The 22,993-nt window shown below is 69.4% G+C and carries 24 protein-coding genes, 1 tRNA gene and 2 pseudogenes; 7 read left to right on the top strand and 20 right to left on the bottom strand.

Annotation, left to right across the window (positions count from 1 at the left end; genetic code table 11):
- Nucleotides 1-29 precede the first annotated feature (29 nt).
- The 7 genes and pseudogenes from OHA25_RS45055 to OHA25_RS45025 form a co-directional block, all read right to left on the bottom strand.
- Nucleotides 30-245: pseudogene (locus OHA25_RS45055) on the bottom strand (RNA polymerase subunit sigma-24); the annotation flags it as partial.
- On the bottom strand, nucleotides 242-643 hold the full coding sequence (locus tag OHA25_RS45050) for a pyridoxamine 5-phosphate oxidase (RefSeq protein ID WP_327583025.1): 402 nt from the start codon (nucleotides 641-643) through the stop codon (nucleotides 242-244). The gene OHA25_RS45050 and the pseudogene OHA25_RS45055, both read right to left, overlap by 4 nt.
- 66 nt (nucleotides 644-709) lie before the next feature.
- Nucleotides 710-937 carry a hypothetical protein gene (locus tag OHA25_RS45045; protein WP_442941964.1) on the bottom strand — a complete coding sequence of 76 codons (228 nt, stop codon included), beginning with the start codon at nucleotides 935-937 and terminating at the stop codon, nucleotides 710-712.
- 101 nt (nucleotides 938-1,038) lie between these two features.
- A complete protein-coding gene (locus tag OHA25_RS45040) occupies nucleotides 1,039-1,785 on the bottom strand; it encodes a lysophospholipid acyltransferase family protein (protein ID WP_327583024.1) in 747 nt (248 codons plus the stop codon).
- A gap of 21 nt (nucleotides 1,786-1,806) precedes the next feature.
- On the bottom strand, nucleotides 1,807-2,973 hold the full coding sequence (locus OHA25_RS45035) for a cytochrome P450 (protein WP_327583023.1): 1,167 nt from the start codon (nucleotides 2,971-2,973) through the stop codon (nucleotides 1,807-1,809).
- 99 nt (nucleotides 2,974-3,072) lie between these two features.
- Entirely contained in the window at nucleotides 3,073-3,879 is an 807-nt protein-coding gene (locus OHA25_RS45030) for a serine/threonine-protein kinase (RefSeq protein WP_327583022.1), read from the bottom strand.
- A gap of 294 nt (nucleotides 3,880-4,173) precedes the next feature.
- Nucleotides 4,174-6,186, bottom strand: a complete 2,013-nt coding sequence (locus OHA25_RS45025; RefSeq protein WP_327583021.1) for a serine/threonine-protein kinase — start codon at nucleotides 6,184-6,186, stop codon at nucleotides 4,174-4,176.
- A 199-nt stretch (nucleotides 6,187-6,385) separates the two neighbouring features.
- Between OHA25_RS45025 and OHA25_RS45020 the strand changes: the two genes are divergently transcribed.
- On the top strand, nucleotides 6,386-6,814 hold the full coding sequence (locus OHA25_RS45020; RefSeq protein WP_327583020.1) for a hypothetical protein: 429 nt from the start codon (nucleotides 6,386-6,388) through the stop codon (nucleotides 6,812-6,814).
- A gap of 91 nt (nucleotides 6,815-6,905) precedes the next feature.
- On the opposite strand, the gene pruA is transcribed toward OHA25_RS45020, so the two are convergent.
- Both pruA and OHA25_RS45010 read right to left on the bottom strand, forming a co-directional pair.
- Nucleotides 6,906-8,531, bottom strand: a complete 1,626-nt coding sequence (gene pruA, locus OHA25_RS45015; RefSeq protein WP_327583019.1) for an L-glutamate gamma-semialdehyde dehydrogenase — start codon at nucleotides 8,529-8,531, stop codon at nucleotides 6,906-6,908.
- Nucleotides 8,531-9,448 (bottom strand): proline dehydrogenase family protein, encoded by a 918-nt coding sequence (locus OHA25_RS45010; protein ID WP_327583018.1) that lies wholly within the window; start codon nucleotides 9,446-9,448, stop codon nucleotides 8,531-8,533. Before OHA25_RS45010 ends, pruA begins: the two co-directional genes overlap by 1 nt.
- A 75-nt stretch (nucleotides 9,449-9,523) precedes the next feature.
- On the opposite strand from OHA25_RS45010, the gene OHA25_RS45005 reads away from it, so the two are divergent.
- Nucleotides 9,524-10,591 (top strand): PucR family transcriptional regulator, encoded by a 1,068-nt coding sequence (locus OHA25_RS45005; protein WP_327583017.1) that lies wholly within the window; start codon nucleotides 9,524-9,526, stop codon nucleotides 10,589-10,591.
- Here the strand turns inward: OHA25_RS45005 and OHA25_RS45000 are convergent.
- The 3 genes from OHA25_RS45000 to OHA25_RS44990 form a co-directional block, all read right to left on the bottom strand.
- Nucleotides 10,576-11,289 (bottom strand): glycoside hydrolase family 16 protein, encoded by a 714-nt coding sequence (locus OHA25_RS45000; protein ID WP_327583016.1) that lies wholly within the window; start codon nucleotides 11,287-11,289, stop codon nucleotides 10,576-10,578. The two genes, OHA25_RS45005 and OHA25_RS45000, sit on opposite strands and share 16 nt — an antisense overlap.
- A gap of 104 nt (nucleotides 11,290-11,393) precedes the next feature.
- Nucleotides 11,394-12,497 (bottom strand): glycosyltransferase, encoded by a 1,104-nt coding sequence (locus OHA25_RS44995; RefSeq protein WP_327583015.1) that lies wholly within the window; start codon nucleotides 12,495-12,497, stop codon nucleotides 11,394-11,396.
- A 109-nt stretch (nucleotides 12,498-12,606) separates the two neighbouring features.
- On the bottom strand, nucleotides 12,607-14,433 hold the full coding sequence (locus OHA25_RS44990; RefSeq protein ID WP_327591134.1) for a SpoIIE family protein phosphatase: 1,827 nt from the start codon (nucleotides 14,431-14,433) through the stop codon (nucleotides 12,607-12,609).
- Nucleotides 14,434-14,498: 65 nt separating this feature from the next.
- Between OHA25_RS44990 and OHA25_RS44985 the strand changes: the two genes are divergently transcribed.
- Nucleotides 14,499-15,215 carry an ANTAR domain-containing protein gene (locus OHA25_RS44985; protein WP_305922149.1) on the top strand — a complete coding sequence of 239 codons (717 nt, stop codon included), beginning with the start codon at nucleotides 14,499-14,501 and terminating at the stop codon, nucleotides 15,213-15,215.
- Between the two features lie 38 nt (nucleotides 15,216-15,253).
- On the opposite strand, the gene OHA25_RS44980 is transcribed toward OHA25_RS44985, so the two are convergent.
- Nucleotides 15,254-15,610, bottom strand: coding sequence for an STAS domain-containing protein (locus tag OHA25_RS44980; protein ID WP_327591133.1), 357 nt, complete (start codon nucleotides 15,608-15,610; stop codon nucleotides 15,254-15,256).
- A gap of 175 nt (nucleotides 15,611-15,785) precedes the next feature.
- Here OHA25_RS44980 and OHA25_RS44975 point away from each other — a divergent pair, with 175 nt between their 5' ends.
- Together OHA25_RS44975 and OHA25_RS44970 are read left to right on the top strand one after the other, a co-directional pair.
- Nucleotides 15,786-16,556, top strand: coding sequence for a SigB/SigF/SigG family RNA polymerase sigma factor (locus tag OHA25_RS44975; RefSeq protein WP_305922150.1), 771 nt, complete (start codon nucleotides 15,786-15,788; stop codon nucleotides 16,554-16,556).
- 17 nt (nucleotides 16,557-16,573) lie between these two features.
- The gene (locus tag OHA25_RS44970; protein ID WP_327583014.1) at nucleotides 16,574-16,987 is read left to right on the top strand and encodes an ATP-binding protein; all 414 of its coding nucleotides are present in this window, start codon (nucleotides 16,574-16,576) and stop codon (nucleotides 16,985-16,987) included.
- 93 nt (nucleotides 16,988-17,080) lie between these two features.
- On the opposite strand, the gene OHA25_RS44965 is transcribed toward OHA25_RS44970, so the two are convergent.
- From OHA25_RS44965 to OHA25_RS44950, 4 genes are all read right to left on the bottom strand, one after another.
- Nucleotides 17,081-17,278, bottom strand: a complete 198-nt coding sequence (locus OHA25_RS44965; protein ID WP_327583013.1) for a hypothetical protein — start codon at nucleotides 17,276-17,278, stop codon at nucleotides 17,081-17,083.
- 6 nt (nucleotides 17,279-17,284) lie between these two features.
- Nucleotides 17,285-18,034 carry a hypothetical protein gene (locus OHA25_RS44960; protein WP_327583012.1) on the bottom strand — a complete coding sequence of 250 codons (750 nt, stop codon included), beginning with the start codon at nucleotides 18,032-18,034 and terminating at the stop codon, nucleotides 17,285-17,287.
- A 6-nt stretch (nucleotides 18,035-18,040) separates the two neighbouring features.
- Complete coding sequence (locus OHA25_RS44955; protein ID WP_305922154.1) at nucleotides 18,041-18,592, bottom strand: hypothetical protein; 552 nt, start codon at nucleotides 18,590-18,592, stop codon at nucleotides 18,041-18,043.
- Between the two features lie 88 nt (nucleotides 18,593-18,680).
- On the bottom strand, nucleotides 18,681-19,106 hold the full coding sequence (locus OHA25_RS44950; RefSeq protein WP_327583011.1) for a hypothetical protein: 426 nt from the start codon (nucleotides 19,104-19,106) through the stop codon (nucleotides 18,681-18,683).
- A 190-nt stretch (nucleotides 19,107-19,296) separates the two neighbouring features.
- Here OHA25_RS44950 and OHA25_RS44945 point away from each other — a divergent pair.
- Both OHA25_RS44945 and OHA25_RS44940 read left to right on the top strand, forming a co-directional pair.
- Nucleotides 19,297-19,370 (top strand) — tRNA-Pro (locus tag OHA25_RS44945).
- Nucleotides 19,371-19,426: 56 nt separating this feature from the next.
- Nucleotides 19,427-20,197: a hypothetical protein gene (locus OHA25_RS44940; RefSeq protein WP_327583010.1), complete on the top strand. Its 771-nt coding sequence runs from the start codon at nucleotides 19,427-19,429 to the stop codon at nucleotides 20,195-20,197.
- Nucleotides 20,198-20,233: 36 nt separating this feature from the next.
- On the opposite strand, the pseudogene OHA25_RS44935 reads toward OHA25_RS44940, so the two are convergent.
- From OHA25_RS44935 to OHA25_RS44925, 3 genes and pseudogenes are all read right to left on the bottom strand, one after another.
- A pseudogene (locus OHA25_RS44935) lies at nucleotides 20,234-20,326 on the bottom strand (ISAzo13-like element transposase-related protein); the annotation flags it as partial.
- Nucleotides 20,327-20,787: 461 nt separating this feature from the next.
- Nucleotides 20,788-21,771, bottom strand: coding sequence for an enoyl-CoA hydratase/isomerase family protein (locus OHA25_RS44930; protein ID WP_327583009.1), 984 nt, complete (start codon nucleotides 21,769-21,771; stop codon nucleotides 20,788-20,790).
- Nucleotides 21,772-21,901: 130 nt separating this feature from the next.
- A complete protein-coding gene (locus OHA25_RS44925; protein ID WP_327583008.1) occupies nucleotides 21,902-22,906 on the bottom strand; it encodes an NADP-dependent oxidoreductase in 1,005 nt (334 codons plus the stop codon).
- Between the last annotated feature and the right edge of the window lie 87 nt (nucleotides 22,907-22,993).

Below are 22,993 nucleotides of genomic sequence, written 5' to 3'. Positions count from 1 at the left end.
AGGCGGAAATGTCAATCGCATTGGCGCTCAACTGCACGGCTGCGCTCGCCCACCGGGTTGTCGGTGAGGCGCACCAGTTCGTCGTACCACTCGACGATCTGCACCCAGTCGGTCTCCGCGGCCGTCCTGGCGTCGGCGTGCAGTGCGGCGACGGCGGCCTGGGTCTGGAACTCGCCCAGCCGGTCGCGGGCGAGGGCTGCCTGGAGCACGTCGACGCCCTCGGCGATCAGGCGGGTGTCGCTCAGCCGCGCTGACGTTCCTCCCGCTGCCGGACCAGCTCCTCGACCGCGCTCGGCAGAGTCGTCTCGAAGTCGATCAGCTTCGCCCAGGTCGGGGTCACGACGATCCGGACCATGCCGTCGTGGTAGAGCGAACGCACCTCCGCCTCCCACACGACCCGTTGCTCGGGCGTCATCTCATAGGTGCTGGTCGCCTTGAGATATTCGTCCGGGATGCCCTCGACGAAGTCCAGCTCGGCCCGGCCGCGGATGAGCAAGATCTTGGGCGGGTGCACCTCGGTGTCGATCGTCAGGGCGACCATCGGGTTCTCGCTCAAGGCCCGAAGCTTCGGAGCGTTCTTCGACGTGCACATGACGATCTGCGAGCCGTTCCAGGCGATGATCTCGTACGGTTGCACGGTCATCCCTCTCGTCGTGGTCTCTTGGTCCACACAAGCGGATCTGGTCGCGAGGTCGGCCGCGATAGGCCGTCAGCCGAGCTCCTCGGCCAGTGCGACGACGATGCCCTCGGGGCCGCGGATGTAGCACAACCGGTAGATGTCCATGTACTGCACCACCTCGCCGACGAGAAGCGCCGCCCAAGGCCCCTCGACCAGCGCCTTGCCCTCCAGCTCCATGCCGAGTTCCACGAAGAACGCGATAGCAGCCTCAAGGTCGTCGACGACGATGCCGACGTTGTCCATCCGCTGAATCGTCATGGCCCCTCCCACGGTCGCCCGCAGCGACGACATCCTCATCGCCACCGAGCTGGCCGTCACCACCATGCCGGGACTGTCCCTGCGCACCACCCCGACGGGCGTTATGCCTTCTTCGCTCTTGCCTCGGCCTCCGCCGCGTCCATGGCCGCCGCCTCCTCCGGGGTCGGGGCCGTGCCGCCCAGGTGGGCGGGCTGCCACCACGCTCCCGGAGTAATCTCCGGATAGGTGCGCTGGGCGCGGTCCACCAGCTCGGACATGCGGGCATGCAGGTCGGCGGTGTGCTGGTTGATGTCCTCGCCCCGCTTCGGGTGCATCGGCTCGCCTACCAGGATGGTGAGAGGCACGTGCCGCTGCAGCAGCTTGCGCGGTCGCCCCTTGGTCCAGAGCCGCTGGCTGCCCCACAATGCCACCGGGATGATCGGCGTGTTGGTGGCCTGCGCCATCCGGATCGCGCCGTTCTTGATCTCCTTGACGGTGAACGACCGGCTGATCGTGGCCTCGGCGAACACGCCCACCACCTCGCCGGCCTTCAACATCCGCAGCGCCGTCGCGTACGACCCCGCGCCGGCCCCCCGATCGACCGGGATGTGATGCATGCCGCGCATCAACGGCCCCGAGATCCGATGCTCGAACACGTCCTGCTTGGCCATGAACCGCACCAGCCGCTTCGACGGCAACGCGGCGAACCCGGCGAAGATGAAGTCGAGGTAGCTGATGTGATTGCTCACCAGCACGGCGCCCCCGGACTGTGGCACGTGCTCGGTCCCCTCCATATGGAAGCGGATGTCGAGCGCGCGAAAGAGGGTCCGCGCGGCGGCGATAACCGGCGGGTACACGATCTCAGCCATGACCAGAAGGTAGCAGTCTCTTCAGGTTGGTCTGACGGTGGTCGGGAGACGGACCATGCCCCGTACGTTGCCGTGCGCGGTGCGTCTGATGCCCTCCTCGTGAATCTCGTAGCCGGGCGAGACCGCCTTCGTCAGCTCCTCCAGCGTCACCCGCGCCTCCAGCCGGGCCAGCGGGCCGCCGAGGCAGTAGTGGCGGCCGACGCCGAAGCTGATCGCGCGGGAGGTGTCGCGGGTCAGGTCGTAGGCGTCGGGATCGGGGAAGACCGACCCGTCCCGGTTGGCGGCGCCGATGAGGATCCAGATCTTGGCGTCCTTGGGGACGAGTGTGCCGTGCAGTTCGGTGGGCTCGGTGAGGCGGCGGGCCAGGCCGTGCGCCGGGGTGTCGTACCGCAATGACTCCTCCACCCACGGCGTGATCGCCCCGCTGAAGGCGGCGGCGCGCTGGTCCGGATGGCGCCACGCCCAGTACCAGGCGGCGCTGAGCAGGTGCGTCGTGGTCTCCGAGCCGGCCCCGATCAGCAGGAAGATGAACGCCTCGATCTCCTCGTCGGTCAGGCCGCCGTCGGCCACGAGAGCGGAGACGAGATCGTCGCGCGGTGTGATCTTGCGATCGGCGATGATCGAGGCGTAGTAGTCGCCGAGCGACAGGATGCTCTTGAGCCCGGCGTCGGACATCTCGCCCTGCGGGTCGTACCTGACCAGGGTGTCGGACTTGCGGCGTACCTCGGCCCGGTCGGACGGCGGCACGCCCATCAGCTCGGAGATCACGTCCAGCGGCAGCTTGGCCGACAGATCGCGGGCGAAGTCGAACGTGCCCTTCTCGAGGCCCAGTGCGATGTAGCCCCGGGCTATCTCCCTGATCATGGGTTCGAGGGCGGCGACCCGGCGCGGTGTGAAAGCGCGTGACACGATCGACCGCATCCGGGTGTGCTCGGGCGGGTCCATGGCCACGAACGACAAGAACGTCCGCGCGTGCGGTCCCCACGCGCCGCGATCGAGCATGGGGCCGTGGTCGCTGGAGTAGCGAGTGCTGTCGGTCAGCGCGGCCGAGACGTCGGAGTGCCGGGACAACGCCCAGAAGTCGAGGTCCGGATTGTGGTAGATCGGCGCTTCCCGGCGCAGCTGCGCGTAGACGGGGTACGGATCGTCGTTGATCGACGGATCATAAGGGGTGTAGACGACATCCACCTCCTCCACGCTAGCCGTCCGCTGTCGGCGTTGACAGCCCTGCGCACCCAGCGATCCGCTTTCACCAAGAACAGCCGTTTCGCTGTCCCAGGCAGTGCGTTAGATGGCGGCTTGGAACGAGCTGGCGCGCATGCCGGCCAACAAACCCGCCGTCTGGTCCGGCGTGAAGCGGCGCACCGGGTCGTTGTGCAGCAGCCCTTCGATCAGCGGCCGCATCACCCCGGCCCGCCGGGGCGGCGGATAGGGGCCGCTCCTGGCCATGCCGAGCACGGTGGCCGCGTCCTGGCCCGGGTAAGGGGGCTGGCCTTCGACGGCGCTGTAGAGGGTTGCGCCGAAGGACCACATGTCGGCCTCCTTGCTGGCCGGCCCGCCGTGGAGCCGCTCGGGGGCCATGAAGGCAGGCGTGCCGCGCAGCCGCCGCGACGTCGTCATGCGGATGTCGCCCTCGGCCGTGGCGATGCCGAAGTCGGTCAGCACCACCCGGTCGCCGGTCAGCATGACGTTGGCGGGCTTCACGTCACGATGCAGCACCCCGGCCTGGTGGGCGGTCCGCAGCGCGGCGAGCAGGTGCTGCCCGATCGCGGCGACCGACTGCGCCGGCAGCGTGCCCACTTGGGAGAGCAGCTGGTGCAAGGAGAGTCCGTCGAGATACTCCATCACGATCCAGAGCTTGCCGCCCTCTTCGATCAGGTCGTGCACCGTGACGATGTTGGGGTGCGTCAGCCCAGCAGCCATCCTGGCCTCACGCAGCACCCGGCGGCGCACCATCTCGACCTCACCGGCCAAGGTCAGCTCCTTAAGCGCCACCGTACGGTGGAGGAGCTGATCGAACGCACGCCAGACGACTCCCATACCTCCACGACCGGCCTCCTCATTCAGGAGGTACCGTCCGCCGATCTTCCGCATACCATCCCCTCAAGCTCGGGGATAATCATGTCACTTCAGCACAGTGTCTAGGGTGACTAACGTGATCCGGATATGTCGGAAAGTGTAGGTGCGCTGGTCAGCGGCCTGGAAATTCGTTCCGACAACGCGCGCCACACCAGTCCGACTGCCGCCAGACACACTCCTGTCGCGCCCGCGAGGACGGCCGCAAGGCCCGCGAACTCGGCCACGCCGCCCCCGAGCGCCGCCCCCAAAGGCATCCCGCCGGACGGTGTCGGACCGCCGCCAACGCGAGGCGCCGGAGACCTCATCGCTCTAAGGGGAGGCCGGGCCGAGACTCCATCCTGTGACGTTTCCCTTGAAGTCGCCCGCGGCCAGCCAGGACTCCCCGTCGTCCTCGGCGATCACCACCGAGTAGACGCGCCCGCCGGGAGATTTCAACGGGTCGCCGATCGGCTTGCCGGTGCGCAGGTCCCAGACACGGATGGTTCCATCGAACCCGCCGGAGGCGACCACCGCGCGACCCTTGACCCGGCCCACCGCCAGGCAGGCGACCTGGGCGGTGTGACCGGAGAACGAGGTGATCTCCTGGCCGCTGCGCAGGTCCCAAACGCGGACCTTGTGGTCGGAACCGCCGCTGACCCCCAGAGACTGGCCGTCCATCACCGCGGTCGCCACGGTGAAGACGTCACCGATGTGGCCGCGGAAGGTGGCGGCCAGGGCGCCGGTCTCCAGGTTCCACACCTGCGCGGTGTCATCGGCCGACGCGGTCACCGCGAACGGGTGCCCGTCCATCGTGCCGGTCGCGACACCGAACATCGGCTCGCCGCCCGCCGTCTTGGGCTGGGGCCCGGAGTCCTTGCCCGTCTTCGGGTCCCACACGCGGAGCTTTCCGGCCTCGTCACCGCTGACCAGGACCGTCTTGCCCGCCACCTGCGCGGCGGCGATCGTGTAGACGATCTTCTGGTGGCCTTTGTAGGCGGGGCCGAGCGGCTCGAGGCTGTCCCCGCCGGAGACGATGACCCCACCGTTCTGCAGCCGCTGGAACATGGCCGCCTGCCCGTCCACCTCGCCCACGTCGATGGCGGCGTCCGTCTCCTCGCTCCCGGAGTTCTTCAGCTCGGTCAGCTCGCTGGGGCGCGCATCGAACGTCCACGCCTTGGCCACGCCCTTGGTGCTCCCGGCCAGCACCGCGCGCTGTCCGCCGTAGGTGCTCACCGCCAGGGTGTTCACCTCGCCGCCGAGGACGGCCTTCGCGATCCGCCTGCCGTACGGCCGGGCGGCGACGCCGGCCGTCGCCGACGGTATGCCCGAGTTCGCCGAGCGCGTGGGTGTCGCCGTGGAGTCGCTCCCTCCCCCTTCCAGGGCCACCACGATCACGCTCACCAGCACCGCCGCGGTGGCGGCGGAGCCCGCCACCAGGAGCCTGGACCGCTTGCGGCGGCGCGCGTCTGTGGTGGGGTCGGCGGGCGGAACGCCACCCGTGGGCGGCGTTCCCGGAGTGGGTGGTGCGACGGGCTTGGTCGAGGTCTGGCCGTGGCCGAGGAGGAGGTGCAGGACCTCGGCCGCCGTGGGACGTTCCTGCGGCGCCTTGGCCAGGCAGCGGGCGAGAAGGGCGCGCAGCGGCTCGGGAACGCCGTCCAGATCCGGCTGGGCGTTGAGGATGCGGTACATCACCGCGGGCAGCGTGTCCTGGCCGAAGGGCGCGCGGCCGGTCGCGGCGAAGGCCACGGTCACCGCCCAGCTGAACACGTCGGACGCGGGCTGCGCCGGCTCACCGTGGATCAGCTCGGGAGCCATGTACGCCGGGGTGCCCACCGAGCCGCCGGTGGCCGTGAGGTCGATCGCGCGCGCGATGCCGAAGTCGATCACCCGGGGGCCGTCGGAGCCCAGCAGGACGTTGGACGGCTTGAAGTCACGATGGACGATCCCGGCCCGGTGGATCGCCGCCAGCGCGGTCGCCGTGCTGACCGCGATGCGGTCGAGCGCGCCGCCGGACCTGGGCCCGTGCTCGCGGACGGAACTCTCCAGCGACAAGCCGTCGATGAACTCCGACACGATGTAAGGCCGGTCGCCGTCGACCGCCACGTCCAGCACGCGGGCCGTGCAGAACGCCGCCACCCGCATGGCCGCGTCCACCTCGCGTAAGAAGCGCTCGCGCGCCTCGCTGCTCCCGGCCAGCCTGGCGTGCAGCACCTTGACCGCCACCCGCTCGCCCGAGGCGTCCTCGGCCAGGTAGACCACGCCCTGCCCGCCTTCACCGAGGCCCGCCACGATGCGGTAGTCACCCAGCCGGGTCGGCTCTCCGGCGTGCAGAGGGCGGAACATGGTTCCCGACGATACACGTCCCGTGCGATCAACGGCGATGCCGCGATCTTACGGCCTGCCCCAGCAGTGACCCAACCTACAGCGGTCTGCATGCGGCCGTCGGGCTACTGAAAGCACGTTGCAGGCGGCGTACCTGTCAATGGTGATGCGAGCCCCCGACAGGCTCGGCACGGTTCACACCATCACAGGGGAGATCCCGATGAGCCGCACCATCCGCACCCTGCTGGGAGTCACCGCCGCCGCGGGCATCGTCGCCCTGGGCGTCCCGGCCCTCAGCGCCGCCGCGAACGCGTCGACCATGTCCGCCGGCACCTTCGATGAGGTCAGGCAGGATCGGCCCTTCTTGTTCAACTACACCTTCAACGGCCACCTCAAGGTCGCTGGCGGCAATTTCACCATGGGAGGCCGCGTCTTCCTGACCGTCAAGTACAACTCCGGCCGGGCGGCGTTCTCCAAGTGGCAGATCGCCCGGCCGCACTCCATCACGCCCGGCGGAGCCATCTATGTCGACACGACGATCGCCGCTCCCTGTGCCGGAAGCAAGAACGGGTACGCGCGCGCCTACGACGAGGCCACCAACAGGTGGTCTGCTCGGCTGCCGGTGAGCATCTGCCAGCGGATCGACTGACGCCTGCCGCCATGGCGCCGCCCCGAGACCAGGATGCCGAGAGCCCCCGGGGGCAGGACCCGGAGGCTCTCGGAGTTGCGGGGCCGGGAAATCAGCCCATGTGCGGGTAACGATGGTCGGTGGGCGGGACGAAGGTCTCCTTGATCGTGCGGGCGTTCACCCACCGGATCAGGTTGAAGATCGAGCCCGCCTTGTCGTTGGTGCCGGAGGCGCGGGCGCCGCCGAACGGCTGCTGCCCCACGACCGCCCCGGTCGGCTTGTCGTTGACGTAGAAGTTGCCGGCCGCGAAGCGCAGCCGGTCCGAGGCCGCGGCGATGGCGTAGCGGTCCTGCGCGATGATCGACCCGGTCAGCGCGTACGGGGCGATGCCCTCCATCTGGTCGAGCACCTGGTCGAAGTCGCGGTCCTCGTAGACGTGCACGCCGAGGATCGGGCCGAAGTACTCCTTGACGAAGATCTCGTCGGCGGGGTCGGCGCACTCCAGGATGGTCGGCTTCACGAAATATCCGACGCTGTCGTCGTACGAGCCGGTGAGCACGTCGATGTTCGAGGCCGCCCGCGCCCGGTCGATGGCCGCCTTGTGCTTGGCGAAGGCCCGGCCGTCGATGACCCCGCCCATGAACGTCGACAGGTCCCCGGAGACGTCACCCACGGTCAGCGACTCGGTGGCGGCGACGAAGTCGTCGCGCATCCGGCTCCAGACCGAGCGCGGCACGTACGCCCGCGAGGCCGCCGAGCACTTCTGCCCCTGGTACTCGAACGCGCCCCTGACCAGCGCCGTCGCGAGCACGGCCGGGTCGGCGGACGGGTGGGCCACCACGAAGTCCTTGCCGCCGGTCTCGCCGACCAGCCGCGGGTAGCCGTGGTAGGAGGCGATGTTCGCGCCGACCGTGCTCCACAGGTGCTGGAACGTCGCGGTGGAGCCGGTGAAGTGGATGCCGGCCAGCGCGGGGTGCGTGAGCGCGACGTCGGAGACGGCCTGGCCGTTGCCGGTGACCATGTTGATCACGCCGGGCGGCAGCCCGGCCGCTTCCAGCAGCCGCATCGTGAAGTGCGCGGCGAACTGCTGCGTCGGCGACGGCTTCCAGAGGACGACATTCCCCATCAATGCGGCAGATGTCGGCAAATTTCCGGCGATGGCGGTGAAATTGAACGGCGTGATCGCGAGCACGAACCCCTCGAGCGGCCGGTACTCCATCCTGTTCCACACGCCCGGCGACGACATCGGCTGGTCGGCGTAGAGCTGCCGCGCGTAGGCCACGTTGAACCGCAGGAAGTCGATCAGCTCGCAGGCCGCGTCGATCTCCGCCTGCTGCACCGACTTGGACTGGCCCAGCATCGTGGCCGCGTTCAGCGTCGCCCGCCACGGCCCGGCCAGCAGGTCCGCCGCCTTGAGGAAGATCGCGGCCCGCTCGTCGAACGACAGCGCCCGCCACGCGGGCGCCGCCTGGAGCGCCGCGGAGATCGCGTCCCGCACGTCCTGGACCGTAGCGTCGTTGGTACGGCCCAGGACGGAGGCATGGTTGTGCGGCTGCACCACGTTGATGGGCGCGCCGCCGCCGAGCCGCTGCTCGCCGCCGATGGTCATGGTGAGGTCGATCGACGCCCCGGCCAGCTCCTTGACACGGTCCTCGAGCGTGCCGCGTTCGGCGCTGCCGGGCGCGTAGCCGTAGACCCGCTCGTTGGCGGGAACGGGGACGTTGCTGATGGCATCCATTACTTACCCCCAAGGGCACGAAGGAAGAAGGCGACGTTGGCCGGGCGCTCGGCGAGGCGGCGCATGAAGTAGCCGTACCAGTCGTCGCCGTACGGGACGTAGACGCGGACCGTGTGACCGGCCCCGGCCAGGGCCTCCTGCCGGTCGGTCCGGATTCCATAGAGCATCTGGAACTCGTGGTCGCTGATCGTCCGCCCGTATCGGTCGGCGAGCAGCTCCGTGATCGCGATCATGCGGTCGTCGTGCGTCGCCACCATGGGGTAACCCTTCCCCGCCATGAGGATCCGCAGGCATCGCACGTACGCCTTGTCCACGGCGGTCTTCCCCTGGTGCGCGACCGAGGCGGGCTCGCGGTAGGCACCCTTGACCAGCCGCACCCGGGAACCCTCCGCCGCCAGGTCGCGGCAGTCCTCCTCGCTGCGGAACAGGTACGCCTGGATCGCCACGCCCGTCGACGGGTAGTCCTCGCGCAGCTTGCGCAGGATGCCGAGCGTGGAGTCGACCGTGGTGTGGTCCTCCATGTCGAGCGTGACGGGCGAGCCGTTCGCCGCGGCGGCGGCGCAGATCTCGCGGGCGTGCTCGAGCGCCATCGTCTCGTCGAGCCGCTGCCCGACGGCCGACAGCTTCACCGACACCTCGCCCGCGGCGCCGAGCTCCAGCGGCCGCAGCGCCTCCAGCAGCCTGATGTAGGCGTCCGCGGTGGCCTCGGCGGCCCGCGCGTCGCGCGTCTCCTCGCCGAGGTGGTCGATCGTGACGGCGAGACCGGCGTCACGCAGCCGCTCGACGGCGTCGCGGGCCTCCCCGGCGCTCTCGCCCGCGACGAACCGCCCGACCACCTTTCTGGTGAGCGGGAAGCCGGAGACGGCGCGACGTACGACACCGCTCCCTGAGGCGGCGAGCAGCAGGTGACCGAGCATGTGCTCAGTCTAAAAACGCAGCTCAGAGGGGGCCATCGACGCGCGTAACGCGGCGTGTGGCAGGCTGTTGTACAAATGCACAATTCGGCCGACCTACAAGAGCTCGTCGACGAGATCGCCGCCCGGCTGGGGGCGTCCGCGACGCTGGAGGACCGCACGTTCCGGCTGCTGGCCTACGGCGCTCAGCACGGCGACATCGACACGGTCCGCCAGGAGTCCATCCTGCGCAGGCGCGCCACCGGCGAGGTGCGCGACTACTTCGAACGCTACGGCATCGCCAAGGCCGAAGGCCCGGTCAAGATCCCCGGCGACGCCGACCTCAAGGTCCTGGCCAGGGTGTGCTGGCCGCTGAGGCACGGCGACGTCGTCTACGGCTACCTGTGGCTGCTCGACTCGGGCGCGCTCACCGGCGAGCGGCTGCGCTCGGCCGCGCCGCTCGTGGCCAGGGCCGCCGCCGCGCTCGCCCAGGAGGCCAGGAGCCGCCGCGACCTCGGCCGCGGCCTGCTCGCGCTGTTCTCGCCCGACCCCGAGGAACGCGCCGGCGTGTCCATCGAGGTGCCCGGGCCGGTCACGGCCATCGCCGTACGAGAGTCGCAGGAACGCCTCGCCGCCCTCTGGACGCTCCCGCGCGGCGTCCTGGCCCGCCCCGGCTCACCGGTCGCCCTGCTCGCCCCCGCCCACCTGGCCGGCGAGGTGGCGCAGACCGTGCAGAGCGCATACGGCACCGCGGCCGGCCTCGGCGCGCCCCGGAGCGATCCGGGCGACGCCTGGCTGAGCTGGCGCGAGGCCCGGCAGGCGCTGCGCATTGCCGAGCACTTCCCCCGGCACGCGCCCATCGCCCGGTGGGAGGACCTGGGCGTGCACCGCCTCCTGGCCCGCCTCGGCCGGCCCGACCTGCGTGAGCTGGCCGCCGAGACCGCCGCGCTGGACGCTGAGCTGGCCCAGACCGTGGAGGTCTACCTCGACCTCGGCGGCCACGCCCAGAAGGCGGCCGCCGAGCTCGGCATCCACCGGCAGACGCTCTACTACCGGCTGGGCAAGGCCGAGCGCCTCACCCACCGCGACCTGTCGGACGGCGACGACCGCCTGGCCGTGCACCTGGCGCTCAAGGCCGCCCGGCTGCTCGGTCAGGACGCCTTGTAGACCTTCACCCAGTCGACGTACATCGACACAGTGGCCGGGGTCGAGCCGTCGCGGCAGCGCGGCTCGCACACCACGTCGTTCTGCAGCGCCAGGGCCATCCGGCCGCCGCCGGGCACGTACGCGCCGCGGTAGTCCCACACCTTCCTGCCGTCCAGCCAGAACGTCAGCCGCCCCGGCAGCCAGTCCACGGCCGCCGTGTGCCAGCGGGTGAAGTCGGCACGCAACTGCCGCTGGGCCCGGCCCTGACCGCCGTGCACGAAGATGCCGCCGCCCTGCCGCTTCGGGTCCACGATCTCGGCGAAGTTGACCTCGGCGTAGCCGCCGCCCTGGCCCTGCGCCGTCGGCCACAGCAGCGCCACCGGCGTGTAACCGGCACCCGCCTCGGCCCGGAACCTGACCTCCCACCGGCCGTACTGCTGCGCCTGCCGGGTGGCCACGCCGCCCGACAGATCCTTGCCGCCGTACATGCCGCCCTTGAGACGCAGCACGCCGTTCGCGACCGTGGCCGCCCGCCCGGTGCGCGGATTCCGCTCGGCGGTGGGGGAGTGGTAGATCATCCACCTGTTCGTGTTGATCGAGGAGCCGTTGAAGTTCTCGACGAGGACGGGTGCGCCCCACGTCTGCGCCTGCGCGGTCTGGGGGAGCGCGGCGACGCTCAGGAGCGCCGTCGCCGCCAGGATCGAACTGCGTCTGAGCATGCGCCCCATAGAAGCAAAGTTTTCACTCTGGTAACACCCCCGTCCGCCGCCGCCCGTTCCCGGCCACGGAAAAGGCCCCGGCAGAGCCGGAGCCGTTTCGCAGGTCAGGCGCAGGCGTGCTCGTAGACGCGTACCAGCTCCTGGCTCACCCGCTCCCAGGAGTAACGCGAGCGGGCCCGGTCGGCGCCCGCGTACCCGAGCGCGGTCCGCAAGGTCGGGTCCCACAGCAGCTCGCGGGCCAGCCGCGCGGTACGCGCCGGCCGGTCGGGCGGCACCAGCAGGCCGGTGACGCCGTCGATGACCGAGTCCAGGTGCGCCCCGACGGCCGAGGCGATCACCGGCACGCCGCAGGCCATGGCCTCGAGCGCGACGATCCCCGTGACGGCCTCGCGCGGCACCGACACCACGGCGTCCGCGCTGCGCATCAGCTTCGCCACCGCCGGCCGCTTGACCTGGCCCAGCAGCGTCACCCGGTCGTCGACGCCGAGCTGCTCGGCCAGGGAGCGCAGGCGGCGCGCGTCCCTGTCGTCGTCGAGGTCATCGGGCTCGGGTCCGCCCGCGATGACCAGCTCCACGTCGGAGAGCCCCTGCAGCGCCCGCACGATGGTGTGCGCGCCGCGGTCCGGCGTGAGCGGGCCGACGTGCAGGAGCCGCTTGCGCGAGCCGCGCGTGGCCACCGGGCCGCGCCGCTGGAAGCGCTCGGTGTCGACGCCGTAGGGGACGATCGCGATGTTGCCGCGTGGCACGCCGAGCCGGATCAGCGCCGACTCCTCGTCGCCCGAGCCCGCGATGACCGCGTTGGCCCTGCGGCCCAGTGCCCTTTCCACGTCCTTGTGCAGCGCGTCGACGGTGTGGAACGTCTGCGTGACCGGCACCGACAATCCCTCGGCGCCGGCCACGGAGGCCAGGCCCCAGGTCCAGCTGTGGGCGTGGATCACGTCCGGCCGGTCCTGGCTCCACCGCCGCATCAGGTGCTCGCCGAGGTCGTGGAGGTACGGCAGCACGTCGTCCGCGGGCAGATCCTTGGGCGGGCCCACCTCGAGCTGCTCCAGCGTGACCCCCGGGGCCACCCGCGTCCTGGGCCTGCCCTCGGCGCTGTCACGGCGGGAGTAGATCGTGACGTGGTGCTCGCGCCCCAGCTCGCGTGCGACGGCGAGGAGGCGATGGCGCTGGTTTCCCCCGGCGGATGCGACGATCGCAATATTCATGGCACACCTCAGCAGCGTGGAAAGCGTTTAAGGTGTGCCTGCGTCTTAGGCACATGCGTCTACGACTACGACGATACCCAGGTTTACTGCGCTCGCAAACCCCTACAGATCAGACACCCCGTAGGGCGAGCACCACGATCTCATCCCACACCTGGCCGCTGGAGAAGGCGTTCCGGTCCGACTCCACCGCCTTGACCACGGTGGACGGCGCCTGGCCCGCGCACCGGCCGAGCACGTCGGCCAGACGCTCCTCGCCGTACGGCTCGCCCCGCTCGTTCCTGGAGGAGATCAGCCCTTCCGAGTACAGCACCAGCGTCTCGCCCGAGCAGACCGTCAGCGTCTCCGCCCCGGTCTCCGCCTCGGGCGCGATGCCCAGCGGCACGCCGCCGCCCGCCGCGTACCGCACGCCGCCGTCGGGCTGCAGCAGCACCGCGGGATGGTGCCCGGCCGACGACAGCCGGATCTCGCGGCCCCGTACGAACCCCGCCACGGCCATCACGAACATGCCGGTGCCCTGCGCGACCAGGGCCTCGTTGACCTTGCGCATCACCAGGTCGGGATCGGATTCCCAGGCGCTCAGCACCCGCAGGCCACCGCGCACCATGGCGCTGACCGACGCCGCCTCCTCGCCCTTGCCGGCCGCGCCGCCCAGCGCGAACGCCCACCCTTTGGAGACCGGGAAGACGTCGTAGAACTCCGCGCCCACCGACGAGCCCGGGTGGTAGACGGCCGCCGCCTCGTAGCCGGGCACGTCGGGCAGGTTACGCGGCGCGACGCTCGCCGACAGGGCGTCCGCCGCGCTCGAACGGCTCTGGTAACTGCTCTGCGCACGGACCGCCAGCCCCAGCTGCAGCCCCACCTCCTGCATCACGGCCAGGTCCGCCAGCGTGAACGGCGGCCTGTCGTGCGTGCGCACCAGCGTCAGCGCCCCGTCGCCGGCCCCGATCGGCACACACACCATCGAGCCCGCGCCCATCGCCGTCAGCACCGGCCCCTCGGCGCAGAAACCCAGCAAGGTCTCGTCGTCCACCATCTCCTGCACGACGCCGGAGCCCCGCTCCAGCACCTGCAGCACCACCTGGCTGGCGGCCGGATCGGCCGCCTCGACCTGGCGTACGAGCTCGCCGACCGGATGATCCTTGGGCCCCATCACGACCGAGCGGCGCGGCAGCCCGCCACGCACGAGATCCGCGACCACCCAGTCCGCCCACTCGGCCGCCAGCAGCCGGGTCGCCCGCGCCATCGCGACCGGCCGCAGCAGCGCCTGCTCGTCGAGCAGCAGCTTGCCCATCTTGACCAGCAGGTCCTGCCGCTTGGCCGCCGCGATCAGCAACGCCCCGTCGGACTGCTCGGGCCGCCGCGCGCCCGGCTCGGGCAGCTGCACCTCGGTCGGCAGCGCCACGGCCGCCACCATCTGCTGCGGCTCGCCCGGCATGGTCAGCCGGGTCAGCGCCACCTGCACCGTGTGGGTGCGCCCCTGGTGCGCCAGCCGGGTCTCGAACGCCGACGGCTGCCCGGTCTGCAGCACCGACGTCAGATGCGAGCGGAACGCCGCCCGCCGCGACACGTCCACGAGCAGCGGGAACGAGCGCCCCACCAAGTAACCGTCGGGGCTGCCGAGCATCCGCGAGGTCTCCGGGTTGATCCTCCTGACCACGCCGCCGCCGTCCAGCACGATCACCGGCACCGGGAACGCCCGGAACACCTGGCGCAGCAGTTTCAGCTCCCGCTGCGTGCCGTCCTTCTTGCCCCCGCTCCGCTTGGCGCCCTTGCGTAGCTGCTCGCGCGCCTCGGCCAGCAGCTCGACGGCCGTGTCGAGTTCGGCGAGCGCGGCGTCCAGGGTTTGCGCCTGGTCGGCGGGGTAGGCGGTCCTCGCTTCACGCAGCGACGAGACGCGCCCGGCCAGCGCGTCCAGCGCGTGTTCGAGGTCCGGCATGCTCACCCTCTGACGCTACGCCACTCGGGATATTGACTGCTATATGGGGGTAGAGCCTTATCGCTATGGAATCAACCGCGATGATCACTCCCGGCCTCGCCCGCGATCTGGCCACGCTGGGCCGGCTGAGCGAGGACACGTCGACGGAGAGCGTGCTGCGCGGGCTGACCACCGCCCTTGCGGCCGGCGTACCGGGCTGCTCAGGGGCCTCCGCCGAGCACTGGCGCGACCAACGGGTCCTGGTCTCCGGCTCGCACAGCGAGCTGATCATGCTCGTCGAGGGCGAGCGCGAGCTGGGCGAGGGCCCATCCATCGAGGCCAGGAAGATCGGGGCCCGCGCCTCCGTGACGGACGTGCTGACCGACAGCCGGTGGCCGCGCTACGACGCGCTGGCCACCCGATGGGGCGTGCGCTCGGCGCTGGTCGTGCCCATCGACGTGGCGCCCGCCGAACTGGTCGTGGGCCTTTACTCCGTACGTCCGGGCGCGTTCTCCGCGCAGGGCGCCCACTCGCTCACCGACATGCTGACCGAGCAGCTCGGCGTGGCCATGGCCAACATGTCGGAGTTCGACGAGGTGCGTACGGACGCCGCCCAGTTGCAGGCCGCCCTCGCCGGGCGGTCCGTCATCGACCAGGCCAAGGGCATCATCATGCAGACCAGCGGATGCACGGCCGAGGCCGCGTTCGAGGAGCTGCGCAGGATCTCCCAGCACCACCAGGTCAAGGTGGCCGACCTGGCCAGGCTCCTGGTGGACGAGCACCAGCGCAAGTCGCGCCGCTGACCTCGGCTGTCCGGCCTCGGCCGTCCGGCCGGCCTCAGCTATCCAATGGCGGCCAGAGCGTCGTCGAGCGTCTCGTAGAGCGGCAGCCGCTGAGCCAGCCCCGTGATCCACATCACCTTGGACTTGGAGTATTCCACTCCGATCAGCGCGAACCGCGCGCCCGACGCCAGGCTCGTCTGCCAGTGGTGCACGATCAGGCCGAGGGCGCGTGAGTCCATGAACGTCACCCCCGCCAGGTCGAGGATCACGTTGGAACCCGCCATCGACAGGTAATCGGCGAACTGCTCGCGCGTCGTCGCGTCGAGCACGCCGTCGACTCGGATCACGGTGATCCCATCGACGGTCGACGACGTCAGGCTCAGGGCCGCCGCAGGCCCGTCGCCGTTCTCCGGCATTGTCACGCAGCAACCCTACTGTCACCGCACGAGGGAGGAATACTTCTGACGGCACGGGGGACACTGGATCCGAAGTCCAGCAGCGGGCTTTCGTCTCGAGAGTAGAGCGAGGCGCGCCTCTGCATGGGCTCTTTCTGCTCGGCAGAGGCCGCCTGCGTCCATATGAGGAGCAGCGATGGCTGTGCAGGAATACGTCCTCGAGGAGATGACAGCAGAAGAGCTCCTGGCCGAGATGGCCAGGGACGAGACACCGGACAGCCACAAGGAGCGGCTGCGTGAGCGCATCGTCGAGATGCACCGGCCGCTCGCCATGGAGATCGCCAGGCGATACCGGTATCGGGGCGAACCTTTGGAAGATCTCCTCCAAGCCGCGTATGTTGGCCTGATGAAGGCCGTCAACGGCTTCGACCCGAGCCTCGGGCACGCCTTCAGGGGCTACGCGGTCGTCACCATGACCGGCGAGGTCAAGCGTCACTTCCGCGACCGCACCTGGGCCATCCGGGTCCCCCGCCTCTACCAGGAGCGGCGCTCGGAGCTCAACAGGCTCGTCGCCGACCTCAGCCAGGACCTCGGCAGGTCGCCGACCGTGGCCGAGCTGGCCGCCAAGATGAACATCACCGAGGAGGACGTCCTGCTGACGCTCGACGCCTCCGCCGCCTACAGCACGCTGTCGCTCGACGCGCCGCTCGGCACCGACGACGACGCCGCCTCCCTCGGCGACGTCATCCCCGAGGACGACGACACGTTGAGCACGATGGTCGACAGGGAGGCCGTCAAACCCCTCATCGACGCGCTTCCCTCGCGCGAGAAGCACATCCTGTTGCTGCGGTTCTTCGGCAACATGACGCAGGCCGAGATCGCGGCCGAGTTCGGGATCTCCCAGATGCACGTCTCGCGCATCCTCCGTAAGGTTCTCGACCAGCTGCGCACCGAGCTGGTCGGCTGAGAAGAAGGTTTCGCCGGGTGAACGAGGGCACAGAGCCTCCGTCGGGCTACACGAGCCCGCCACCCGGCGCGCCCGTGAGACGGCTCCGTTTCCGACTGCCGGATCTGCCACGGGTCCGGCAGTTCGCTGAGGACGAGGCCCGTGACGCCGGCATGGCCGAGGAGGCCGTCGGCGACTTCGTCATCGCCGTCAACGAGGTCGCGACCAACGCCGTCACCCACGGGGCCGATCACGCCACCCTGCGCACCTGGACGGCGCGCGGGGACCTGGTCGTCGAGGTGCACGACGAGGGCTCGTGGAAACCGGGGCCGACGCCGGGCGCCGTGGGCGGCATGGGCCTGTGGGTGGCCCGCCTGCTGTCATCCGACCTGACGCTGCGCGTGGGCAACGGCGGCAGCACGGTGATCATGCGCTTCCCGGGCAAGGACTGAACGCGTCCGCCACCTGAACACGCGTCCGCCGCCGGCGCTCACCGGCGGCGGACGTTGCTCCTGTCAGCGGCGGGCTGGACCCGCCACGTGCGGTCAGCGACGGGCTCGGCCACGCCAGTTGCTGTATCCGGTGCGGAAGCCGGCCTTGCCGACCCCTGCCTGATGCAGGGCCAGCAGGCACAATCCCAGCAAAGCGAACGTCATCCCCGAGAACCCTCCGGGAATCCGAGCGCCGACCAGGTCGAGCAGGAAGCCCAGCCCGAAGATGATCGCTGCAACTATCGCGAGCATGTCATGTCACCTCGATCCCTCGCTCTGGCGGCCTGACGCCTGGTCCGGCTGCGTACCCTGCGTTCCCGACAGGACCAGCAGACGCTCCAGGACGTTCCTGTAGTCGCGCAGCGCCAGGCGCAGCTGCTCGGTGTCGGAGGACGCGGTGTCCTTCCAGCGGTCGCGCAGGGCGTTCGTCCGGTTGGTGAGGCTGCTGGTGAGCGACTCCACCACCTCGCCCACCAGGCCGTCGGCGCGTTGCACGGCGTCCCCGGGATCGTCCACGAAGGATGCCTGCAGGTCGCGCCAGCGGGCCTGCACCTGCGCGGGATCCTGATCGAACAGGACGACGTCCTCGGGAGCGGCGTGCTCCGCGGCATGGGCCTGATCGGGCCCGGTCACCGGCTCCGGTTCGGGTTCGGGCTCGGACAGCATGTCACCGCCGGTCCTGGCGTACGGATCTCGATAGGGGACGTCTTCGTCTCCGGGAACGGGAGTCGCGACGGCGCCGGGGACGGCCGCCGCATATTCGTCGTCGGTCCGAGGGCTCTGGGCCCTCTCCTCGTCGTCGTTCTCATCGTCCACCTGCCCGGCAACGGGTGTGGTGGCTTGCTCGCTCCGAGCGAGCTTCTCCTCATCGGCGCGATCGCCGCCGGGCTGATCGCTCTGGGAACGCGCTTCCGTCACATCAGCACGCTCATCAGGTCGCTCATCGGCGTTCTGATCAGCGTGCTCCTCGGCGCGTTGCGACGGCACTTTCAGCTCGTCGCTGCTCATATCGTGTCACCGTCCTCCTCGGGTGGTTCCCTCCAGCAGCTCCTCGAACAGCGCGCGGTAGTGCACCATGGCCTGCCGGAGCTCCTCCGTGGAGGCCTCCTTCCTGGCCGCCCGCCCGCTGATCTCGTGAGCCGTCCTGTAGTGATCGAGAGTCGCCGCGTGCCCCACCGACAGGTCGGACAGCCGCTGCTCGAAGTCCTCCGTCGGGTAGCCCCGTTCCGCCATGACCGCCGTGACCAGCTGATCCGCCTCGGTCACCGCGAACCCCGGCGCGTCCACGAAGCGCTCCTGCACCTCGGTCCACCGGTTGGCATAGGTGTCGCGGGCCTCCGCGGGGAGTGGCCGGATGTCGAGCTCGGCGTGACGCTGCTCGCGGGCGAGCAGCTCCTGCTCGGCTTCCCGCCGGTTCTCACGCTCGGCGACCGTGCGTTCGTACTCCGGGCCGAAACGTTCGCGGAGATGGTTACGGCGCTGCTGCCGCTGAAGCATGACGTACACGACTGCGGCGACCGCCACCACCGCGACCACGACGACGGCCACCCAGACATAGGTGGTCATGATGTTCGCCTCCGGTCTCTATGTTGAGACCGCGACTGCCCTCGAACAGGCATGTGAAACTCACCCGGCCATACCGGCAAGGGCGTGCTCAGCGGCCTTCGAGCCCTTTTCTCGCCGCCGCGAGCACGGCTGCGACATGTGAGCCGGATGGGGGAGCGGAGACCTCGCTGAACCCCTCATCGGCGTCGTACCGGACATCCAGCCCGGCATCGACAAGCCGCTGCGCCCACCGCAGCGCGGTGTTCAGCCGCTCGGCCGCCGGCGGCTTCCCCTGCGCGGCCGCCGACAGGTTACGCAAATTGGTCGCGGGCCCCGACTGGGCGTGCGCCCGGGCGAGCTTCCACGGCACCGCGTCACTGTGGTCCATCATCGGCTTGGCCAGCCCCGCAGCCCGCTTCGCCTGCAACACCCCGGACTCGCTGACCCCGAAGTGGGCGGCCAGCTCCTGCACGCTCATACCCTGGGCGACCAGCTCGGCCAGCTCCCTCCGATCGATGGTCGGCCTACGCCCCACCCGGCCACCTCCATATCGCAGACGATTCAAAGATATCGAACACCCGGATGCCCCACGGGAGCACCGAACGGCGGGTCGCGACGATCATGTGCGGCCTGGCCGAGGACGGCGTCCCCGTGAAACTCGTGGTAATGTTTCTCCTGCGCAGCCGAGGAAACACACCGTTCGCCGAGGCGCGGAGCGCAACTTCCGGGGTATGGCCCAGCTTGGTAGGGCGCCTGACTGGGGGTCAGGAGGTCATCGGTTCAAATCCGGTTACCCCGACACGCGGAAGGGCCTGGTCGCCGTTTTTCGGAGGCCAGGCCTTTAATGTTGCTCTCATGCGGCCTGCCGTCCCCCCGCGCACCAGGCGTACCTGGACAGACGACGAATTGCGCGCCGCCATCGCCGGTGCCCGCTCGTGGCGTGGTGTCCTTCGCGACCTGGGGCGCAACGACAGCTCGGCGGGTGTCGTCCGTGGCATGAAGCGGCGAGCATCGGAACTGGGACTTGACACCAGCCACTTCACCGGCTCCCGACGCTGGTCCGATGCCCAACTACGCGCAGCGGTCATAGAATCGACCTCCTGGGCATCGGCGCTGGCCCGGCTCGGGTGCGGCGACAACGCGGAATGCCGCGCCAGCGTGCGCGGTCACGCCGCTCGCCTCGGTCTCGACATCAGCCATCTGGAGCCCGCTGCGCTTCCTCCGGCCGTCGCTCTCGGCGAGCCGGACCTCGTCCATCTTCGGAATGCCGCACAGACCTTCGCGATGGCTTGGTTTCACATGCGTGGCGCGCACCCCTCCGTTCCCGTGGATTCCCGTCCGTACGACCTGATCGTGGAGGTGGGGCCGGGCGATTTCCGCGGTGTTCAGATCAAGACCTGCATCAGCGAGAGCGGTGAAGTCACCGTCGCGCCGAGGGTCTCCGGCATGCGTAAGTCGGGACCGCGGATCCCGTATGACCCGGTCGATGTGAGCATGTTCTTCATCGTCGACCGCAACCTCGACGTCTATCTCATCCCAGGCATTGCGATTTACGGCAAGACAGGGATCTCGCTAGCGAAGTACGAAGCCTATTGGGTCGGCTCCGCTCGGTGCTTGATGGGATGAACCCCGTGCATAGTGTCAAGTGATGATCGAGGTACGGCTCAGGTAGCGGAACTGAGCGTCCCCATCGGGGTGCTGCGCGCCTTCCAGGGTCTTGGCGTTGGCTTGCAGACTGAACCCCTCCACCCGCAGGAAAGCTGCGACGAGGCGATGGCTCGTTCGCTGAGCCCGTCGGGTCCGGCGGGGCCGTCGAGGCGGATGATGGCATGCGCCGCACCGGCAACCCTCCGCTACTGCCTGTGGCACCTGCCCGCCCGGCTGGTTTCTCATGCGCGCCAGCGGATCCTGAAGATCAGTGCCACCTGGCCGCGGAAGAACGCGTTCCTGATCTGCTGGCAGCGCCTGTGCGCCCTGCCAGCGCCCACCTGACCAGCTCGAATGTGTCCCGCCGAGAAGAGGAAGGAGTGACCGGCAGCCGCGCGGCCCGTGGAAACCGCCGCCTACCGAGCGCCTCGGGCGGCCACCCACACCCCGGCACACGAGAGAAACGGACGATCAGGCGGAAATCTCCGCCGCACCACACAGCTCAGCCGAGACGGCTGTCCCCTGAGTCATCGAGGCTGATCAAGAAGAAGCCACAAAATGGGCTCGATCTACTCGCTTGAACTACCTCCGATACGACCGGCGTTGAGTGCCCGCGCGTACGTATCCCGATCCAGCAGAGGGAGCTCGCCAGTGGCGTCCGTGGTGGCGATGTATTCGAGCATCCGCCGCTGAGCTTCCTTTGATTGATCCCTGACCAGGAACTCGGCGTGCTCGAACTGCAAGCCCTGTTCGAGCGACAGAGAGCTGCCGAAATAGATGGATCGCTTGATGGCTCCGAGAGATTTCTTCGAGCGTAGGCTCAGATACTCTGCGCGCTCTATCGAACGCGCGAGTACCTTTTCCTGCGGCACCACTTCGTCGACCGCACCGAGCGAGAGAGCCTCTGCAGGCGTGAACGGCCTACCTTCGAGAACGGCGACCAACGTCTGCTGAGTACCGATCAGACGAGGCAGTCGCTGAGAGCCGCCGCCACCCGGTGTCAGTGCGAGCAGGACTTCTGTCAGGCCGATGACATGCTCCCCGTCTGCCATGATGCGCAGATCACAGGCAAATGCCAGTTCCGCGCCGACGGCAAGTGCCGAACCATTGAGTGCCGCAACGAAGATGGTGCCGCTTGCATTCATCTTCAGGAAGGTGGCATGGAAGCTGTCGAGCTGCAGAAGTGTCTTGAGCCGGGTCATCCCCGCGAGCGTTCTGACAACCGGCACTCTGTTGATGAGTCTCGCCGTGCGCGCTACGAGCTTGGCGATACGCGTGTTGATCGGCGGGAATCCAGTGCCACCCTCTTGTAGCCAGCGCACATCAGAATGACTCAAGAAGCGGTCAGGATGCGTACCGGTGAAGACGACCGCGCGGATGTCCGGATCGCGGTCTGCGCGATCAACCAGTTCTTTCAATTGTTTGGAGATTGCGGCATCGAACAACGCATGCGGGCCTCCGTCGATACGAGCGACGAGCACCCCGGCGTGGCCCTCGACGGCAATGTGTCCTGCGGGCTGTGAGCTGCTTCGGGAACTTCGTGACGTGTCCATGTGATCCTCCGGTGAGTCGGCTGTGGTCGACGATTTCGGGCGCTCGCGCGGGTCACGCTCCCGCGTGAAACGGCGACGCATTCTGTGCGCGGGGGCGTGCCGGCCCGGCGGCCCGGGGCGGCGGGTGCGGTCATTTCATGCGGACGACGACCTTGCCGGCCTTGGTGCGTCCTTGCTCGAGGTGGGCCAGGGCTTCGCGGGTCTGGTCGAAGTCGAAGACGGAGTCCACGACCGGCCGGATGATTCCGGCGTCGATGAGGGCGGCGAGTTCGCGGAGCTGGTCGCCGCTGGCCTTCATGAACAGGTACGAGTACGTCACCTGGCGTCGCCTGACACGCCGGCGGATGCGGAAACTCAACGCCGCTATCGCCAGCCGGATGACGGGATTGGCGCCGATCTCCCGGGCGAAAGCGGGGTCGGGTGGCCCGGTGATGCTGATGACGGTCCCGCCCGGCTTGAGAACCCGCAGAGACTTGTCGAGCGTCTCGCCGCCGACGGTGTCGAGAACCACGTCGTAGTCGTGCAGGATCGCCTCGAATGCCTGTTTCTGGTAGTCGATGACGACGTCCGCGCCGAGGCTCTTCACCAGATCGGTCTTCGACGCGCTCGCGGTCGTGGCCACGCTCGCTCCCAGATGTTTCGCCAGCTGGATGGCGATGGTGCCGACGCCGCCGGCACCGGCGTGGATGAGGACCTTCTGGCCGGGTCGCAGGTCGGCCCGCTCGACCAGCGCCTGCCAGGCGGTCAATCCAACCAGGGGGATGGAGGCGGCCTCCGCCATGGTGAGCGTGGCCGGTTTGGTCGCCACGTCGTCCTCGTGGATCGCGATGAGCTCCGCGAACGTGCCCATCTGGTTCTGGTCCGGGTGTGCGTAGACCTCGTCGCCGACGGCGAACCGTGTGACGTGGGCGCCGACGGCGACGACCGTGCCGGCGAGGTCGTTGCCGAGGACGAACGGCGCCCGCAACGGCAGGATCGCCTTGAGGTCGCCGTCGCGGATCTTGAGGTCGACCGGATTGACGCTCGCCGCATGAATCCGGACGAGGACGTCATGAGCGCCCGCCTTCGGATCCGGCACATCGCCGGCGCGCACGGTGTCGGCGTCGCCGTAGCGCTCGACCACAAATGCCTTCATCGTTGTCTCCGTCTCTGGTGTGCGCTGCTCACAGCAGTGCAAAGATCGCTCGGTCAGCGCGGCGTAGTCGCAAGTCTCGTCTCAGGC

It is taken from the genome of Nonomuraea sp. NBC_00507 (assembly GCF_036013525.1).
Lineage (GTDB): Bacteria > Actinomycetota > Actinomycetes > Streptosporangiales > Streptosporangiaceae > Nonomuraea.
Note: the sequence above shows the minus strand (reverse complement) of the source record. Positions and strands in the feature narration are given on the sequence as shown.

Excerpts from the sequence above, each read along its gene's own strand:
- OHA25_RS45050 (WP_327583025.1), bottom strand. The coding sequence starts at position 643 with ATGACCGTGCAACCGTACGAGATCATCGCCTGGAACGGCTCGCAGATC.
- OHA25_RS45045 (WP_442941964.1), bottom strand. The coding sequence starts at position 937 with ATGACGATTCAGCGGATGGACAACGTCGGCATCGTCGTCGACGACCTT.
- OHA25_RS45040 (WP_327583024.1), bottom strand. The coding sequence starts at position 1,785 with ATGGCTGAGATCGTGTACCCGCCGGTTATCGCCGCCGCGCGGACCCTC.
- OHA25_RS45030 (WP_327583022.1), bottom strand. The coding sequence starts at position 3,879 with ATGCGGAAGATCGGCGGACGGTACCTCCTGAATGAGGAGGCCGGTCGT.
- OHA25_RS45025 (WP_327583021.1), bottom strand. The coding sequence starts at position 6,186 with ATGTTCCGCCCTCTGCACGCCGGAGAGCCGACCCGGCTGGGTGACTAC.
- OHA25_RS45020 (WP_327583020.1), top strand. The coding sequence starts at position 6,386 with ATGAGCCGCACCATCCGCACCCTGCTGGGAGTCACCGCCGCCGCGGGC.
- pruA (WP_327583019.1), bottom strand. The coding sequence starts at position 8,531 with ATGGATGCCATCAGCAACGTCCCCGTTCCCGCCAACGAGCGGGTCTAC.
- OHA25_RS45010 (WP_327583018.1), bottom strand. The coding sequence starts at position 9,448 with ATGCTCGGTCACCTGCTGCTCGCCGCCTCAGGGAGCGGTGTCGTACGT.
- OHA25_RS45005 (WP_327583017.1), top strand. The coding sequence starts at position 9,524 with ATGCACAATTCGGCCGACCTACAAGAGCTCGTCGACGAGATCGCCGCC.
- OHA25_RS45000 (WP_327583016.1), bottom strand. The coding sequence starts at position 11,289 with ATGCTCAGACGCAGTTCGATCCTGGCGGCGACGGCGCTCCTGAGCGTC.
- OHA25_RS44995 (WP_327583015.1), bottom strand. The coding sequence starts at position 12,497 with ATGAATATTGCGATCGTCGCATCCGCCGGGGGAAACCAGCGCCATCGC.
- OHA25_RS44990 (WP_327591134.1), bottom strand. The coding sequence starts at position 14,433 with ATGCCGGACCTCGAACACGCGCTGGACGCGCTGGCCGGGCGCGTCTCG.
- OHA25_RS44985 (WP_305922149.1), top strand. The coding sequence starts at position 14,499 with ATGGAATCAACCGCGATGATCACTCCCGGCCTCGCCCGCGATCTGGCC.
- OHA25_RS44980 (WP_327591133.1), bottom strand. The coding sequence starts at position 15,610 with ATGCCGGAGAACGGCGACGGGCCTGCGGCGGCCCTGAGCCTGACGTCG.
- OHA25_RS44975 (WP_305922150.1), top strand. The coding sequence starts at position 15,786 with ATGGCTGTGCAGGAATACGTCCTCGAGGAGATGACAGCAGAAGAGCTC.
- OHA25_RS44965 (WP_327583013.1), bottom strand. The coding sequence starts at position 17,278 with ATGCTCGCGATAGTTGCAGCGATCATCTTCGGGCTGGGCTTCCTGCTC.
- OHA25_RS44960 (WP_327583012.1), bottom strand. The coding sequence starts at position 18,034 with ATGAGCAGCGACGAGCTGAAAGTGCCGTCGCAACGCGCCGAGGAGCAC.
- OHA25_RS44955 (WP_305922154.1), bottom strand. The coding sequence starts at position 18,592 with ATGACCACCTATGTCTGGGTGGCCGTCGTCGTGGTCGCGGTGGTGGCG.
- OHA25_RS44940 (WP_327583010.1), top strand. The coding sequence starts at position 19,427 with ATGCGGCCTGCCGTCCCCCCGCGCACCAGGCGTACCTGGACAGACGAC.
- OHA25_RS44930 (WP_327583009.1), bottom strand. The coding sequence starts at position 21,771 with ATGGACACGTCACGAAGTTCCCGAAGCAGCTCACAGCCCGCAGGACAC.
- OHA25_RS44925 (WP_327583008.1), bottom strand. The coding sequence starts at position 22,906 with ATGAAGGCATTTGTGGTCGAGCGCTACGGCGACGCCGACACCGTGCGC.